Source organism: Bradyrhizobium sp. USDA 4354, assembly GCF_054060315.1.
On the sequence record NZ_JBSSDC010000001.1, the window covers coordinates 2,660,209 to 2,674,847 of the forward strand.

Genomic DNA, 14,639 nt, shown 5'->3' on the forward strand with positions numbered 1-14,639 from the left:
GCTTTCGTCGTGCTTCTCGAACACTGCTTTGCCGGGCAGCCCGTTAGGAACAGAACTCATGCCAGATAGTGCCCCGCAACAACTGCTTCACCTCGTCATCGGCGGCGAGCTCGTCGATCTCGAGCACAACACCTTCAAGAATCTGGACGACGTCGACATCGTCGGCCTCTATCCGAACTATGCCACCGCTCACGCGGCGTGGCGGGCCAAGGCGCAGAGCACGGTCGACAACGCGCAGATGCGCTACTTCATCGTCCACCTGCATCGGCTGCTCGATCCGAATCAAGAACCGGCGCGTTGAAAAAACTGCTTCGCAATACGCTGCGAAGCAGCTTCGTTCAGCGTGCCGTCGGGGTCCTGGCGGCCGAATATCTGCGCCTGGTCTGGCGGACCAACACCTTCACGTTCGATCCGCCTGACGTCTATGAACGCGTCGAGCCGCAGATCCCCGCGATCTTCGCCTTCTGGCACGGCCAGCATTTCCTCACGCCCTTCATCAAGAACAAGGACTGGTACAAGGCCAGGGTGCTGATCTCCCGGCATCGCGACGGCGAGTTCAATGCGATTGCCGCCGAGCGGCTCGGCATCGGCACGATCAGAGGTTCCGGCGACCATGGCGGCGCGTTTCACCGTAAAGGTGGCGTCGGCGCCTTCAAGGAAATGGTGCGGACGCTCCAGGACGGTTGTAATGTCGCGCTGACCGCCGATGTCCCCAAGCGCTCGCGCGTGGCCGGGCTCGGCATCATCATGCTGGCACGGGAATCGGGACGGCCGATCATGCCTTTCGCGATGGCGACCAGCCGCTTCGTCCGGCTCAAGAACTGGGACCGCACCACCATCAATTTGCCGTTCGGGCGGGGCGCGTTGGTCGGCATCAAGGAAATCCACGTTCCGCCGGATGCCGATGCCGCCACGATGGAAGCGTTGCGGCAGGAGCTGGAGGACACGTTGAACGAGGCGACCCGGCGCGCCTATGCGCAACTCGGCCGCCCGGGACCGGAAGATGCCTAAATCGCTTCCCATTGCGCTGCCGATCACGTTGCGGATGTATCGGCGCCTGGCCTCCGGCCTGGTGCCGCTTGCGCCTGCGCTGATCAAGCGGCGGCTGAAGCAGGGCAAGGAGGATCCCGCGCGGGTCGGCGAACGGCGCGGCCTGTCCCGCGACGTGCGGCCGCACGGCCCGCTGGTCTGGATCCACGGCGCCAGCGTCGGCGAGGTGCTGGCCGCGGCGGCGCTGATCGAGCGCCTGCGCGATCTCAACCTGCGCATCCTGCTCACCTCGGGCACCGTCACCTCGGCGGCTGTGGTGGCAAAGCGCTTTCCGCCCGACGTCATCCATCAATACGTGCCGTATGACTCGCCGCGCTATGTCGCGCGCTTCCTCGATCACTGGAAGCCATCGCTCGCGCTGTTCATCGAATCCGACCTGTGGCCGAACCTGATCCTCGCCGGCGCAGCGCGCCGGGTGCCGATGGTGCTGATCAACGGGCGGATGTCGCCGCGCTCCTTCCCGCGCTGGCGGCGCATGCACCGCACCATCTCGGCGCTGCTGTCGCGGTTCGACATCTGCCTTGCGCAGTCGAAGATTGATGCCGAGCGCTTCTCCGCGCTCGGCGGCCGCGACGTCGTCACCACGGGCAATCTCAAGCTCGACGTGCCGGCGCCGCCGGCCGATCCCGCCAAGCTCGAACGGCTGATGACGATGACGCGCGGGCGCCCCATTATCGTCGCGGCCTCGACCCATCCGGGCGAGGACGAGATGCTGGTCGCCGCGCATCGCAACCTCGTCGGCTTCTTCCCGCAGCTTCTCACCGTGATCGTGCCGCGGCATCCGGATCGCGGCTCCTCGATCGCAGGCTTGGTCACGGCCTCGGGCCTGAAGCCGGCATTGCGCTCGCGCGAGGAGCTGCCGACGGCGACGACCGACGTCTATGTCGCCGACACCATGGGCGAGCTCGGCCTGTTCTATCGGCTCTCGGGAATCGTGTTCATGGGCGGATCGCTGATCCACCATGGCGGCCAGAATCCGATCGAAGCGATCAAGCTTGGCGCCGCGATCGTCCATGGTCCGCACGTGTTCAATTTCACCGACCTCTATGCGGCGCTCGATGCGAGCGGCGGGGCGCGGCAGGCCGACACGCAGGAGGCCTTGGTCAAGCAGCTCGGCCTGCTCCTGGCCGAGCCGACGGTGCGCGACAAGATGCAACGTGCAGCGTCAGGCGTGGTCGAGCAGCTTGGCGGTGCGCTCGATCGCACCATGACCGCGCTCGAGCCGTATCTGTTGCAGTTGCGGATCGAGATGGGGGCCGCCAATGCGTGAGCCGGCCTTCTGGTACCGGCCACGTTCCCCGCTCTCGCATGTCCTTTGTCCTCTGGGTGCGCTCTACGGCGCCATCACCGCACGGCGCATGCTGGGCACGGGCGTGGACGCCGGCATCCCCGTGATCTGCGTCGGCAACTACCACGTCGGCGGCGCCGGCAAGACGCCGACCGTGCTGGCATTGACCAGGCTGTTGCGCGAGCTCGGTGAGACGCCGGTGGTGCTCAGCCGCGGCTATGGCGGGCGCCTGAAGGGCCCGGTGATGGTGGACCGTGCACGTCACACCGCAACTGACGTCGGCGACGAGCCCCTGATGATGGCGCGCGACGTCCCGGTGGCGGTCGCGCGCGACCGCCTCGACGGCGTCGCGATGGCAAAGTCGCAAGGCGCCACCGTCATCCTGATGGATGATGGCTTTCAGAATCCTGGTCTGTTCAAGGACGCCTCGCTGATCGTGATCGACAGCGAGCGCGGCCTCGGCAACGGCAAGGTGTTTCCCGCAGGCCCCCTGCGCGCGCCGCTGCAGGCGCAGCTCGCGCGTACCGACGCGCTGGTGCTGATCGGCGATGGCCGTGCCGCCAACGATGTCGCGGCCGAGCTTGCCAAGCGCGACAAGCCCGAGCTGCGCGCGCGCCTGAAGCCGGTTGCTGCATCGCTCGCGCAGCTGTTCGGCAAGCGGGTGTTCGCCTTCGCCGGCATCGGCGACCCCGGCCGCTTCTTCCGCACGCTGCGTGCGAGCGGCATCGAGGTCGCGCGCACGCGCGCCTTCCCCGACCACCACATGTTTTCGCAAGACGAGATCGCAGCGCTCGCCGCGGATGCACAGCGCGAGCAGCTCACGCTGGTGACGACGGAGAAAGACCTTGCACGCCTGCGCGGCCGCGAAGGCGTGCCTGATGGCATCGTGCCGTTCGCCGTTCAGCTCGAATTCGATGAACCGGCAAAGCTGCGGCAATTGATCAGCTATCATCTGTACAGGGCGCGCGAGCGAAGGTTTTCCGCGCGATGATCTCGTAGGGTAGGCAAAGCGCAACGCCTGCGCTTTGCCTACCCTACGGCGGCTGCGCTCATGAGAAATTCAGAACCATGTCTGCAACGAGGTGACGGGTCATGCTCACCACGCTCCGACGGCCATCAATCCGACGATGGTGAGGCACGACATGCAGGCCACGACGACGGTGTAGCATTCGGGTGTATTCATTGCTGTCTCCCAAACTGTTGCCAATTGCTTGGTCACTGCTGCGCGGGAGTGATCGTTCGGTCTTCGTACGGTCTTGGCGCCGCTTCAATTCGGCAGGCCGTGACCGGTCTGTGCGTCCGTTCTCTCGTCGTCACCCTGCTTCGCAGGATAATGATCCGCTTCGAGAGTTTCGAAACGCTCAGCTGCGATCAGAAGCTGCTTGCGCATTTCAGCGAGACGGGCGCGGCAATATTCACGATAGAGCAGGTCGAAAATGGCGGGCATGATCACCCCCATCGCTAGATTGTCGATTTACAGATATTCCACCGCGAATTTTCAAGGTGACGGTAGCCCGTCAGATGGCTCTTCGATATGAGCCCGTTCACAGACCGCGCCAATTCCAATGCTCGATGGCTGTTTGGTTGACCTGATCGTCTGTGCGATAAAAAGAACAGGGCCAATTACCTAACATGCACTATAGCAGCCCTTTGTTTCACCAAGACTTCGTCAAACAACTTAAGGGCGCCGAACCGCAACAAAGAATCCAACCACAACGCGAAGTGACTCACCAAGGGGTGCAAGGAATGTTCAATGCAAGCGGACCTGCGCCACGGAGATCGTTTCGGCTGCGAGACCGGCAATTACGTGCGCGCACATCGCTTTTTTCAGTTGGAGCGGCTACGCGGCTTGTTCACGCACTCAACTCGGGAAGCATGCCCGGGCGGTCAGCGCCAGCGGGGACAAATTGAGAATCTGCGGAAACTCAAATGAATAACTCGCACTGACCTGGTTGCCACACGCCGCCGTGGAAAAGGTGAACGTCTCCGCAGGCAGCGTAAGGCCGTAGGCCTGCTGGGCAGCGTAGCTCGTTATAGCGTTGCCGTTCGGGCATAGCGTGTTGTTGACGGTTGCGCACCGCGCCGCCATTTCGCTCCCATGCTGGATTCCCAACTGAGTCCAAAACAGCAGTCCGCATTCGATGATGCCGAATATGAACAGGAAGAACGCGGGAGCGGTCAGCGCAAATTCCAGCGCCGACGCGCCCCGATTGTCTTGCCATAACCCCTTGAGTTTCACTGCAGCCTCGCGGTCGACTGCGCGCTATAACTGTATGTGGCCGCCACGATCTGATAATCGATCAGCGTATAGTACGTCGCTCGCGCCGAGACTGTCGTATATGTTCCGGCCTGCGCGCCGCCGGTGCAGACCGTTCCGCAGGCGGCGGCGCTAACTCCCGTACTCGTTGGGCATCCGCAAAACTGGACCGGCGGAGGTGAAGCGGTGATGTTCGTGGCGTTGGTGGCGCTTGCGACCGCGTTCGAAATGCCGCTCGCGTCAAAGCCGCGCGCAATTGCGTATTGCGCTCCCGCTTGTGCGGCGTGTTCGACCTGCATCTTGCGATAGAGTGCAAGCCCGATGTCGGTGACAGAAACGGCCATGAGAGACAGCAGGGGGATCAAGATGCCGAATTCGGCGGCCGCGACGCCCCGTTGATCGCTGACAGCAGCGCGCACATGCCGCGTTAGAGAAGAAAGCAATCGATGGCGGCGGTTGGATGAGAAGTTCAGGATTTGCATCGGTCCAAACCTCATTCGATGAGCTGCGCGGTTTGCGAACCTATCGTCGCGGTGCCGAGCGCGGTACAATTGACCTGGAGGTTCGACGTGCCGCTGAACGTCAGCGTATCCGCGACGATCTTGGTGCAGGATGTGCTCGTGCCGTTGCCGCCACTGAAGCTGAGGTTGGCCTTTGGCAGGTAGATGGCACCGCCGAAGTTCTGGGTGCTGCCACCGGTGAGATTGAAGGCAGTCCCGCTCGGCATATTGCGGTCGCCATACATGACGATGCCTTTCGTGGCGCCGCTGGTCGGGGCCGTCAGATCGACGGTCGCGTTGCTGCCGATCGAAGCGGTGCCCCAGTCGCTTCCCGAACCGGTAAATACCAGAGTCACGCCGCTGCCCGTGATCGTGGCGTTGCCCGCGACGCTCAGGCTGGCCCCGTCCAGGTAGTAGATGCCTGGACTGAAGTTCAGGATTGCGCCGGCATTGACCGTAATGCTGCCCATGTAGCAGCCGGGCTCGATCGAGTTTGTCTTTCCATTGGCGTTGACCGTTATCTTGGCGTTGGTGCAACTCGGCTTCGCGGGGGGAGAGACGTTGGCGTATGGATCGGCGACCGGCATGATGTGCGTTTTAACGCCATTGGTCGCCGTGATGCTGCTGGTGCCGGAGACGTCGCCAACGACTCCGACCTGATTTGCTGAGACCGACGCACTGCCGGCAACATTGAGCGATGGGCTTGCGCCTGAGTTGCTATAGAGGTTGCACTTGATCAGGTTGAGCTGGTTGCCGCCGCTCACGTTGACCGCCGGACTGGCGCTCGAGTTGAGCGCAAGGACGCAGCCTGCGCCGGAATTGGGCAGGGCGACTGAGCGTGCGGTGATGAGTACAGGATCCGAGCCGAACAAGGCTGACAGCAGCCGCTGCTGCGGCTGACTCACGATGACTTCGATGGCCTGCGAATTCGATGCATGATTGCCGCTCTTCGGGGGCTGGTTCACGGCGACCGTGATGTTGTTCACCCCATTGGGGTAACCGTAGTTTGCTGTAACCGCTTTGGCTTCGGACGAGGGGTCCGTCCCTGCGCTCGCCGCGGTCGCAGCGCTGACCGCGCCAGAGTCTGCCGCGCTCTGCATGTTCTTATGCTTGTAGTACCACCAGCCCACTTCGGTTCCGAGGCCTGCGGTGCCGACCAGGACCGGCATCAGCAGCGCCGAAATGACGACGTAGCTGCCCGACTGGTCTCGGGCGAATCGTTCAAGCAGGCCAACCGTTCGTTCGCGCCGACGAGCATGACCGTCTGGGCGCGATGGTGCTGCGAACGAACGGGTGCGAGATCGTTGGGGGTCCATGCGCTTCCTGCCGGTGTGCCACTTTTTCCCGGTCGCAATGTGGTGCAGGGCGACTTAAATGCGCCCCAACGGGAGCATGACAATTTTAAATATCAGCTGACATTCAGCCGGCATTCATGGCTACGCTCTTATCGATCAATCTCCGTCCAGGAGAGTTCGATGAAACTGCGGTCCGCGATCATTGCCGCCAGCCTGTGTCTGCCGGTTTTGCCCGCCCTTGCTCAGACCCCCTCGCCGCCAGACGCTCCGACCGCCACCGTGCCGGTTCCCGCGACCAAGCGCGTGACGTGTCTTGCCACGACGGCAAACCTGAAGGGACAGGACAAGCGCGACCAGCTGCAGCTCTGCATGGCGCAGGCGCGGGTGGATTGCCTGAAGCAGGCGATTGATCAGAAGGTCGTCGGCGAATCCAGGAAGGCCTTCATCAAGACCTGCGTGGGCACGGATGGCGCAGATGGCGCAGAACAACAATAGGCGCGCGGGGGCGGCCTCACGGCTGCGGCTTCAGTGCTCCGGGAAAGTGCCGCTGCAGCACCGCGGCGGGTGTGGCGTAGGCCTCCTGCAAGTCCACGCTCCAGTACTTCAGCTCGTCAAGCGGGATTCGCGTGTCGGTGATCGCGCAGCGCACGAAGGTCCCCGGCGAGATCACGCGGAAATCGCCGTCGAGATACTGCACTTGCGCTTCGCCATGGCCCGAGGGGCCGAACTTGTTCAGCACGGTCGAAAGTCTCCGCGGCAGGCCTCTCCATGGAAAACCTCGGAGGGCACGATCTGTTGGACGGGATGTAGCATAGATAGGGTGGCTTGTCCGCCCGTTAAACCCACCGGTTCGTGATGTTTTGCTGCCGTTTCCGCGTGATAGTGCTTCAGGTGAAGGATCGCTGGTTCCGGCACCTCCTGCGGCAGAGTCCGATGCGCCTTCGACTGACCGCCCTGTTCCTGACGCTGCTGATGTCGGCCGCGCACGCCGCGCCGGCGCCGCAGCCGGTCGACATCCCGCTCGCGTCCGGGGTCCTCCATGCGCAGCTCTACAAGCCCGAAGGCGCGGGCCCGTTTCCGACCGTGATCGCGCTGCATGGCTGCGGCGGCCTCGGCGGCCATTCCGATCCGGTGCTGCCGCGCTATCGCGATTGGGCCGAGCGCCTGCTCAAGGCTGGTAATGCCGTGCTGCTGCCCGACAGCTACGGCTCGCGCGAGCTTGGGCCGCAATGCCGCGTCAGGGACATGCATGTCAAGGCGCGGCGCGAACGCGTCGCCGATATCGCGGCCTCACGCGCCTGGCTGATGAAGCAGCCCTGGGTGGCGCACGACCGCGTCAGCCTGATCGGCTGGGCCAATGGTGCGAGCGCGCTGCTCTGGGCCGTGCGCCCGCAGAGCGCAGCGCGCGATGCGGGACCGGATTTCCGCGCCGCGATCGCGTTCTATCCGGATTGCCGGATCTCGGCGGGTTTGGGGTGGAGCACGCGGGTGCCGACGCTTGTGCTGATCGGCGCCGATGACGACGTGTCGTCGCCGCCGGCCTGCCGTCAGATGGTGGACGGCGCGCGCGGCCGCAGCGCGCTCGCGCGCATCGTGGTCTATCCCGGCGCCGATCACGATTTCGACCGTGCCAATATTCCGCTGCGCGCAGCTACCGGCAGCAGCGACGCCGCCGCGCCCGAGCGCGATCATATGGGCACGGACGCCGAGGCGCGCGCGGCCTCGCAGAAGGACGTCGCGCAGTGGCTGGCGCGGTGATGGCGGTGCCGCCGCGCGTGCCCACGCCATCATTCGACCACGATGTCGATTAAACGCATCTCACATGCGCAACCGCCTCACGCTCTTCGCGTCCGCCCTGATCGTCTTCACCGTCGCGATCTTCCTATACGAGGCCCGCGCCGGCGCCCCGCAGCTCGCGCCGGAACATTGCGGCTTCTGGACCACCATCGACGCGGGATTGTCCTGCCGGTAGGAGTGGTGCTGTCTCCACATGCTCCGTCATTGCGAGCGCAGCGAAGCAATCCAGAATCTTTCCGTTGAGGGATTCTGGATTGCTTCGTCGCAAGAGCTCCTCGCAATGACGGGGAGGGAGCTGCACTCTCCCCACACACTCATGTCATCGCCCGGCTTGACCGGGCGATCCAGTACGCCGAGACGGCTGTGGTTCACTGAGAAGCCGCGGCGTACTGGATTCCGCGCTCCAGTGCGCAATTGCGCACAAGGCGGGGAATGACACTGAGCGTGAGGCGTGGCGCTCACGCCTCAGAACAAGCTGCCCTGATCCACCGGCTTGACCACGCGCTTCGGCGCCGGCTTTGTGTCCTGCGCGGCCGGCTTTGCTTGCGACGCCGCGCGCTTTGCCGCAGGGGGCGGGCGATCCGCATCCGCCGTTGCGCCGACGCGGCCATCCGCGAACTCGATCTCGACGCGTGCGCCGGGACCGATCGCGTCCGCCGCATGCACGGGGTGGCCGGCCTCATCGCGCACCAGCGCAAAGCCGCGCGCGAGCACGCTGCGATAGGACAGCGCGGAGAGCAGCTTGCCGCTGTTCTCGACACGCGCATCGAGCCGGTGCAGCAGCGTGACGAGCGCGCGGCCCGCGCGCTCGGCCAGACGATGCGTGCGCTCGCGCTGGCGGGCAATCGCGTTGCGCTGCGCCTGCGCATTCGAAAGTTTCGAGGCACGCAGGCGCACCTCCAACCCGGCAAAGCGGTCGCGTCGCTGCCGCAGCAGCGATCGCGCGGAGAGGCCAAGCCGCTCGCCGCAGACGGTGAGACGGTGATCGGCCTGCGATATCTGGCCGTGCAGTACCCGCAGCGTCAGCTTTGAGCTTGCGGCGGTGAATCGGCGGAAATGCGCATGCGTGTTGGCCTTGAGGCAGCGGGGCAGGGCGCTACCTGCCGAATCCAGCCGCTGCCGCGGGATCGCGAGCAGATCGCCGGCCGCCGGCAGCGCGCGCGCGGCGGCGCGCAGCTCGCTGCGGCGGCTTTCCTGGGCGCGCTGCCAATAGGCGCGGGTGCGGCGCCCGAGATCGGCGACCTCGACGAACAATTCGCTGCGCACCGGCACCGCCATCTCGGCTGCCGCCGTCGGCGTCGGCGCCCGCTTGTCGGCGACGAAATCGATCAGCGTGATGTCGGTCTCGTGCCCGACCGCCGAGATCAGCGGGATCATGCTCTCGGCCGCGGCGCGCACCACGATCTCCTCATTGAACGACCAGAGATCCTCCAGCGAGCCGCCGCCGCGCGCGACGATCAAGACGTCGGGCCGCGGAATCCGGCCGCCTTCCGGCAGCGCATTGAAGCCGCGGATCGCGGCCGCGACCTGCTCGGCCGAGCCGTCGCCCTGCACCTTGACCGGCCACACCAGCACGCGGCGGGGAAAGCGGTCCTCCAGCCGATGCAGGATGTCGCGGATCACGGCGCCGGTCGGCGAGGTTACGACGCCGATCACCTCCGGCAGCCACGGCAGCAATTGCTTGCGTGCCTCGTCGAACAACCCTTCCGCGGCGAGCTTCTTCTTGCGCTCCTCCATCAGCGCCATCAGCGCGCCGATGCCGGCCGGCTCCAGCGCCTCGATCACGATCTGATATTTCGAGGAGCCCGGATAGGTCGTCAGTTTGCCGGTGGCGATGACCTCGAGCCCCTCCTGGGGCTTGAAGCGCATGCGCCCGTGCACGCCCTTCCAGATCACCGCCTCGATCTTGGCGCTCTCGTCCTTGAGCGCGAAATAGCAATGGCCGGAGGAGTGCGGCCCGCGAAAGCCGGAGATCTCGCCGCGAACCCGGACATGGCCAAAGGCGTCCTCAACCGTCCGCTTCAGGGACAGGGACAGTTCGGAGACGGTGAATTCGGGCGCGTTGAGCAGTTGTTCCGCAGGCGGCATCTCAAAAACGATTCGGCATTTTGGGGTCAGGCCCGACGTTAAGGATTTTCGCAGGCAAGCGCCAATCCCCGGGTTGATCGAAAGAGTACTCTGTACTATAGAGTTCATTAAAGCACACCGATCTGATGGCCGAGCTCGACGACATCATCCACCAGCCGCTGCGGCTGAAGATCATGGCGGCGCTGAACGCACTCCCGACCGCCACCGGTCTCGAATTCGCCCGCCTGAAGAAGCTCACCGGCGCCACCGACGGCAATCTCGGCGCCCATATCGAGACGTTGGCGAAGGCGGGCTACGTCTCGGTCGATAAAGCCTTCGTCGGCAAGAAGCCGCAGACGACGGTGACGGCGACGGCTGCGGGGCGCGGTGCGTTCGCGCGGCATGTGGCGACGTTGCAGGAGATCATTGCGGGGAAGCAGGTTTGATCGTCTGCGATGCCGACAAATCCGCCTTCAGCTGCGATGTCTGACTGTGGACACCAACAGCTTCCATAGGCCGCCATCCGCACCGATAACAAGTTCGCGACACTTGTTGTAGTCGAGCTGCCCCAGCTCCGTGGTGTGTGCGGCGGGATTTCTGTAGCCAACCGTCAGCACGTTAAGGAAGCTGGCGAGGCCGTTCTCGTCGAGTACCCAATGTGAGCCGGACCAGTTCGAGACCATTTTCAGAAATTCCTGCAGCAGGGCACTCTGCTGCCGACGTTGCTTGCTGTTCGCTAGCGTCTTCAGAAAATGCACGATCGCCCCCAGCTCTGGCGGGCGTCGAGTCGGTTCGGCGCAGAATGCGGCGACTCGTCCGTAGTCCTTATCAGCTCGGTCGACCGCTAGATCGACTCCGGCAAGTTGCCCCGCCAGTGGTTGTAGGAGGAGCCGGACGGCCTCTAATTCTACCGATTTGCAGAGGCCAATGACGGCTGGCGACCATTCCAGCTCAGGCTGAACTGCCAAGTGCCTCGACACATGCTCTGAAGTCGAGATGAATCGTATTGCTTCTGGCGAAAGCAATTCGGCCCGCTTCTCGGCTGTCCTAAGCAACCGTTCGGCCTGGGCAACCTCGTCCTTGCTGACAAGGCCCAACAGCACAGACGCCAAGGCATCAGCGCGTTCATCGTCGGGCGCGGTGCCGGCCTTAACCTCGTAAATCGACAGGAGCCTGCCGTAGCATCCGTTGCAGAGGCGCCTGTAAAAGCAGATAGAACCATGACTGGCTCTGCTATCTGTGTTGCCAATTGAACGTTCGGGCCGCCTACATGCTTTCCGAGCGTGTTTTCAGCGACATGGAAGCCGAGTCCGTGCATGAATATGTGGAGTGGGTCGAGGCCTTCCAACGCTATCTTAGCCATGGCGGAAAAGTCCCAAATTGAGAGCCCGGGAAGGCGGGACCGACGAATCCGAAGCCACTTTCAACGCGACGCCAAAGAATCTGGCTAAAGGCCAGAACAAGTTGCCGTCATCGGCGGATGCTAAGGAAACCGTTGTTTCCCCTCATCAAAAGTCGAAAGACAGTTGACCCGGGTGCGACGGGTAATGGGAACAGACACTTTCCCATCGACCGAAGCGAAATCGGTCATACGCGTTTACAAAACTAACTTCCGACTAGTGCCATTTCTTCTCATGGCGATCTCCTTTCTGTTGCGCGGGCAATCTGCCCGCAGGTCCGCCCCTCCCAGCGGGGCGCGCGCATTTGGACCTTCGGCTGGTCTAGCCGAATCACAGAAAAGGTGCCGACGACGGCTCGCTTAGTCAGACTGATTTGCGGACTCTGCGCAACTCGTGGTGTGTGAAGTCCACAATGCCGCCGGGGAGTTCGCCGCTACCCCCCTTCACACCCACCCCGATTCGTGCGACTTCCCCGCCCAGCAAACCCCTCATTCTGAGCCTTCGATGCACATTCTCCTGCTCGGTTCCGGCGGCCGCGAACATGCCCTGGCGTGGAAGATCGCGGCCTCTCCCCTGGTGACCAAATTCTGGTGCGCGCCCGGCAATGCCGGCATCGCGCGGGAGGCGGAATGCGTGGCGCTCGATGTCGCCGACCATGCCGCGGTGATCGAGTTCTGCAGGAAGAACCGGGTCGAGCTGGTGGTGGTCGGGCCGGAGACGCCGCTGGCGGCCGGCATCGTCGATGATCTCACCGCCGCCGGCATCAAGGCGTTCGGGCCGAGCAAGGTGGCGGCCCAACTCGAAAGCTCCAAGGGCTTTACGAAAGCGCTGTGCACCGAGTTCGGCATTCCGACCGGCGCCTACAAGCGTTTCACCAACGCCAAGGACGCGCGCGCCTATGTGCAGAGCCAGGGCGCGCCGATCGTGGTCAAGGCCGATGGGCTTGCCGCCGGCAAGGGCGTCGTCGTTGCGAAAACCGTGCGCGAGGCCGAGGATGCCATCGCCATGATGTTCGAGGGCGCCTTCGGCGAAGCCGGCGCCGAGGTCGTGATCGAGGAATTTTTGCCCGGCCGCGAGATCAGCTTCTTTGCGCTGTGCGACGGCGAGACCGCGATTCCGCTGGCCTCCGCCCAGGACCACAAGCGTGTGTTCGACCACGACGTCGGCCCGAACACCGGCGGCATGGGCGCCTATTCGCCGACGCCCCTGGTCACGCCAGGGATCCACGACGCGATCATGGCGAAGATCATTTTGCCGACGGTCGCCGGCATGAAGCAGCGCGGCACGCCGTTCCGCGGCGTGCTCTATGCCGGGATCATGCTGACGACGCAGGGCCCGAAACTGTTCGAGTTCAACGTCCGCTTCGGCGATCCCGAGTGCCAGGTGCTGATGCTGCGCATGATGTCGGATATCGTGCCGGCGTTCATCGCCGCCTGCGACGGGGAGTTGAAGCACTTTGATCTGCGCTGGTATCCGGAGTCCGCGCTCACCGTGGTGATGGCCGCGAAGGGCTATCCCGGCGATTACCAGAAGGGCACGCGCATCCAGGGGTTGGAGGAGGCCGCCAAGGTCGAGAGCGTCGAGATCTTCCACGCCGGCACGGTGGCGAAGGACGGCGCCATCCTCGCCAATGGCGGCCGCGTGCTCAATGTCTGCGCGTTAGGCGCGACCGTAACGGAAGCGCAGAGCCGCGCCTATCAGGCCGTCGATCGTATCGACTGGCCCGAAGGCTTCTGCCGCCGCGACATCGGCTGGCAGGCGGTGGAGGCGGAGAAGGCCAGGAGCTGACAAGACTTAGGTTCGTGCTTCCGGACGGCGCGCAAGAGCCACCAGTCCGAAAATCTCGAGGTTTGGTGTCACCGCGCCGCCACATCGACACTTCAGAATGTGCAATCGGCTGTTGGGGTTAGCCGCCCCGCCGATAATACCGCTACTGTGCATGGGGTTGTTTTCGACATTTTTGTTGTGTCGGACCGGCCCCACGACTGACCAGACAAGGATGCAAGAAGATGTCCGACCTCGCCGACCTCTATCCGGGCTTTGCCGCCGAATGGATCGACACCTCCTTCGGCCGCATCTTCGCCCGCGTCGGCGGCAAGGGCCCGCCGCTCCTGCTGCTGCACGGCTTCTCCGAGACGCACGTGATGTGGCACCAGGTGGCACCTGAGCTGGCCGAGCACTTCACGCTGATCATCGCCGACCTGCCCGGCTACGGCTGGTCCGACATGCCCGCGAGCGATGCGCTGCACATCCCCTACAGCAAGCGCGCGATGGCGAAAGTCATGGTCGAGGCGATGGAGCGCCTCGGCCATGTGCATTTCGCGCTCGCCGGCCACGACCGCGGCGGCCGCGTCTCCTATCGCCTCGCGCTCGACCATCCCGGCCGGCTGTCGAAGCTCGCCGTGCTCGATATCCTGCCGACCTATAATTACTGGGAGCGGATGAACCGCGCTTATGCCTTGAAGATCTATCACTGGACCTTCCTGGCGCAGCCCTATCCGCTGCCGGAGACGCTGATCTCTGGCAATGGCGAGTTCTTCCTGCGCTTCAAGATGGCGAGCCAGACCAAATCGAAGACGCTGGATGCGATCGATCCGCGCGCGCTCGAGCACTACCTCGCCCCGTTCCGCGATCCCGTTCGCGTGCACGCCATGTGCGAGGATTACCGCGCCGGCGCCTATTTCGACTACGACCTCGACAAGGCCGATTGCGAGGCCGGCAAGAAGATCACGATCCCGATGCTGGCGCTGTGGGGCAATGCCGGCGTCGCCCAGGCCGCCGCCACGCCGCTCGACACGTGGAAGCAATGGGCGACGAACGTCGACGGCATGCCGGTGGATTCGGGGCACTTCCTCACCGAGGAGAATCCTGATGTGACCGCGAAGGCATTGCTGGACTTCTTCTCGGCTTGATCCACCTCGTCATTGCGAGCGCAGCGAAGCAATCCAATCTGTCTTCGCGGAAAGACTCTGGATTGCTTCGCTG

Annotated in this window: 17 protein-coding genes; 10 read left to right on the top strand and 7 right to left on the bottom strand. The window is 64.0% G+C overall.

Annotated features, from left to right (window positions below):
* Positions 1-58 precede the first annotated feature (58 nt).
* From ACVIIV_RS12420 to lpxK, 4 genes are read left to right on the top strand one after another with little or no spacing between them, the layout of a single operon-like run.
* Entirely contained in the window at positions 59-301 is a 243-nt protein-coding gene (locus tag ACVIIV_RS12420; protein ID WP_027575891.1) for a DUF4170 domain-containing protein, read from the top strand.
* Positions 298-1,011, top strand: a complete 714-nt coding sequence (locus ACVIIV_RS12425; RefSeq protein WP_456744444.1) for a lysophospholipid acyltransferase family protein — start codon at positions 298-300, stop codon at positions 1,009-1,011. The genes ACVIIV_RS12420 and ACVIIV_RS12425 overlap by 4 nt, the downstream gene beginning before the upstream one ends.
* Entirely contained in the window at positions 974-2,320 is a 1,347-nt protein-coding gene (locus ACVIIV_RS12430) for a 3-deoxy-D-manno-octulosonic acid transferase (RefSeq protein WP_456744445.1), read from the top strand. The genes ACVIIV_RS12425 and ACVIIV_RS12430 overlap by 38 nt, the downstream gene beginning before the upstream one ends.
* Positions 2,313-3,329, top strand: a complete 1,017-nt coding sequence (lpxK, locus tag ACVIIV_RS12435; protein WP_456744446.1) for a tetraacyldisaccharide 4'-kinase — start codon at positions 2,313-2,315, stop codon at positions 3,327-3,329. The genes ACVIIV_RS12430 and lpxK overlap by 8 nt, the downstream gene beginning before the upstream one ends.
* A 276-nt stretch (positions 3,330-3,605) precedes the next feature.
* On the opposite strand, the gene ACVIIV_RS12440 is transcribed toward lpxK, so the two are convergent.
* The 4 genes from ACVIIV_RS12440 to ACVIIV_RS12455 form a co-directional block, all read right to left on the bottom strand.
* Positions 3,606-3,797, bottom strand: a complete 192-nt coding sequence (locus ACVIIV_RS12440) for a hypothetical protein (protein WP_456744447.1) — start codon at positions 3,795-3,797, stop codon at positions 3,606-3,608.
* Between the two features lie 402 nt (positions 3,798-4,199).
* Positions 4,200-4,577 carry a TadE/TadG family type IV pilus assembly protein gene (locus ACVIIV_RS12445; RefSeq protein ID WP_456744448.1) on the bottom strand — a complete coding sequence of 126 codons (378 nt, stop codon included), beginning with the start codon at positions 4,575-4,577 and terminating at the stop codon, positions 4,200-4,202.
* Positions 4,574-5,077: a TadE/TadG family type IV pilus assembly protein gene (locus ACVIIV_RS12450; RefSeq protein WP_456744449.1), complete on the bottom strand. Its 504-nt coding sequence runs from the start codon at positions 5,075-5,077 to the stop codon at positions 4,574-4,576. The genes ACVIIV_RS12445 and ACVIIV_RS12450 overlap by 4 nt, the downstream gene beginning before the upstream one ends.
* A gap of 11 nt (positions 5,078-5,088) precedes the next feature.
* Entirely contained in the window at positions 5,089-6,411 is a 1,323-nt protein-coding gene (locus ACVIIV_RS12455) for a TadE/TadG family type IV pilus assembly protein (protein WP_456744450.1), read from the bottom strand.
* 159 nt (positions 6,412-6,570) lie between these two features.
* Between ACVIIV_RS12455 and ACVIIV_RS12460 the strand changes: the two genes are divergently transcribed.
* Positions 6,571-6,885, top strand: coding sequence for a hypothetical protein (locus tag ACVIIV_RS12460; RefSeq protein ID WP_456744451.1), 315 nt, complete (start codon positions 6,571-6,573; stop codon positions 6,883-6,885).
* Positions 6,886-6,901: 16 nt separating this feature from the next.
* Here the strand turns inward: ACVIIV_RS12460 and ACVIIV_RS12465 are convergent, their stop codons facing one another.
* The gene (locus tag ACVIIV_RS12465) at positions 6,902-7,129 is read right to left on the bottom strand and encodes a DUF2093 domain-containing protein (RefSeq protein ID WP_014491939.1); all 228 of its coding nucleotides are present in this window, start codon (positions 7,127-7,129) and stop codon (positions 6,902-6,904) included.
* Positions 7,130-7,323: 194 nt separating this feature from the next.
* On the opposite strand from ACVIIV_RS12465, the gene ACVIIV_RS12470 reads away from it, so the two are divergent.
* A complete protein-coding gene (locus ACVIIV_RS12470; RefSeq protein ID WP_456744452.1) occupies positions 7,324-8,148 on the top strand; it encodes a dienelactone hydrolase family protein in 825 nt (274 codons plus the stop codon).
* Positions 8,149-8,212: 64 nt separating this feature from the next.
* The gene (locus ACVIIV_RS12475) at positions 8,213-8,362 is read left to right on the top strand and encodes a hypothetical protein (protein WP_456744453.1); all 150 of its coding nucleotides are present in this window, start codon (positions 8,213-8,215) and stop codon (positions 8,360-8,362) included.
* Positions 8,363-8,652: 290 nt separating this feature from the next.
* On the opposite strand, the gene xseA is transcribed toward ACVIIV_RS12475, so the two are convergent.
* Complete coding sequence (xseA, locus tag ACVIIV_RS12480) at positions 8,653-10,275, bottom strand: exodeoxyribonuclease VII large subunit (protein ID WP_456744454.1); 1,623 nt, start codon at positions 10,273-10,275, stop codon at positions 8,653-8,655.
* A gap of 125 nt (positions 10,276-10,400) precedes the next feature.
* Between xseA and ACVIIV_RS12485 the strand changes: the two genes are divergently transcribed.
* Positions 10,401-10,700: a winged helix-turn-helix domain-containing protein gene (locus tag ACVIIV_RS12485; RefSeq protein WP_456744455.1), complete on the top strand. Its 300-nt coding sequence runs from the start codon at positions 10,401-10,403 to the stop codon at positions 10,698-10,700.
* Positions 10,701-10,727: 27 nt separating this feature from the next.
* On the opposite strand, the gene ACVIIV_RS12490 is transcribed toward ACVIIV_RS12485, so the two are convergent.
* A complete protein-coding gene (locus ACVIIV_RS12490; RefSeq protein WP_456744456.1) occupies positions 10,728-11,351 on the bottom strand; it encodes a hypothetical protein in 624 nt (207 codons plus the stop codon).
* 807 nt (positions 11,352-12,158) lie between these two features.
* Between ACVIIV_RS12490 and purD the strand changes: the two genes are divergently transcribed.
* Both purD and ACVIIV_RS12500 read left to right on the top strand, forming a co-directional pair.
* Positions 12,159-13,442 carry a phosphoribosylamine--glycine ligase gene (gene purD / locus ACVIIV_RS12495; protein WP_456744457.1) on the top strand — a complete coding sequence of 428 codons (1,284 nt, stop codon included), beginning with the start codon at positions 12,159-12,161 and terminating at the stop codon, positions 13,440-13,442.
* Positions 13,443-13,663: 221 nt separating this feature from the next.
* Positions 13,664-14,566, top strand: coding sequence for an alpha/beta fold hydrolase (locus tag ACVIIV_RS12500; RefSeq protein ID WP_456744458.1), 903 nt, complete (start codon positions 13,664-13,666; stop codon positions 14,564-14,566).
* The last annotated feature ends 73 nt before the right edge of the window (positions 14,567-14,639 follow it).

Bases quoted from the DNA above. Each gene is read 5' to 3' on its own strand.
- ACVIIV_RS12455 (WP_456744450.1), bottom strand. From the start codon at position 6,411: ATGGACCCCCAACGATCTCGCACCCGTTCGTTCGCAGCACCATCGCGC.
- ACVIIV_RS12475 (WP_456744453.1), top strand. From the start codon at position 8,213: ATGCGCAACCGCCTCACGCTCTTCGCGTCCGCCCTGATCGTCTTCACC.
- ACVIIV_RS12485 (WP_456744455.1), top strand. From the start codon at position 10,401: ATGGCCGAGCTCGACGACATCATCCACCAGCCGCTGCGGCTGAAGATC.
- ACVIIV_RS12470 (WP_456744452.1), top strand. From the start codon at position 7,324: ATGCGCCTTCGACTGACCGCCCTGTTCCTGACGCTGCTGATGTCGGCC.
- ACVIIV_RS12450 (WP_456744449.1), bottom strand. From the start codon at position 5,077: ATGCAAATCCTGAACTTCTCATCCAACCGCCGCCATCGATTGCTTTCT.
- xseA (WP_456744454.1), bottom strand. From the start codon at position 10,275: ATGCCGCCTGCGGAACAACTGCTCAACGCGCCCGAATTCACCGTCTCC.
- ACVIIV_RS12500 (WP_456744458.1), top strand. From the start codon at position 13,664: ATGTCCGACCTCGCCGACCTCTATCCGGGCTTTGCCGCCGAATGGATC.
- ACVIIV_RS12420 (WP_027575891.1), top strand. From the start codon at position 59: ATGCCAGATAGTGCCCCGCAACAACTGCTTCACCTCGTCATCGGCGGC.
- ACVIIV_RS12430 (WP_456744445.1), top strand. From the start codon at position 974: ATGCGCAACTCGGCCGCCCGGGACCGGAAGATGCCTAAATCGCTTCCC.
- purD (WP_456744457.1), top strand. From the start codon at position 12,159: ATGCACATTCTCCTGCTCGGTTCCGGCGGCCGCGAACATGCCCTGGCG.
- ACVIIV_RS12460 (WP_456744451.1), top strand. From the start codon at position 6,571: ATGAAACTGCGGTCCGCGATCATTGCCGCCAGCCTGTGTCTGCCGGTT.
- ACVIIV_RS12440 (WP_456744447.1), bottom strand. From the start codon at position 3,797: ATGGGGGTGATCATGCCCGCCATTTTCGACCTGCTCTATCGTGAATAT.
- lpxK (WP_456744446.1), top strand. From the start codon at position 2,313: ATGCGTGAGCCGGCCTTCTGGTACCGGCCACGTTCCCCGCTCTCGCAT.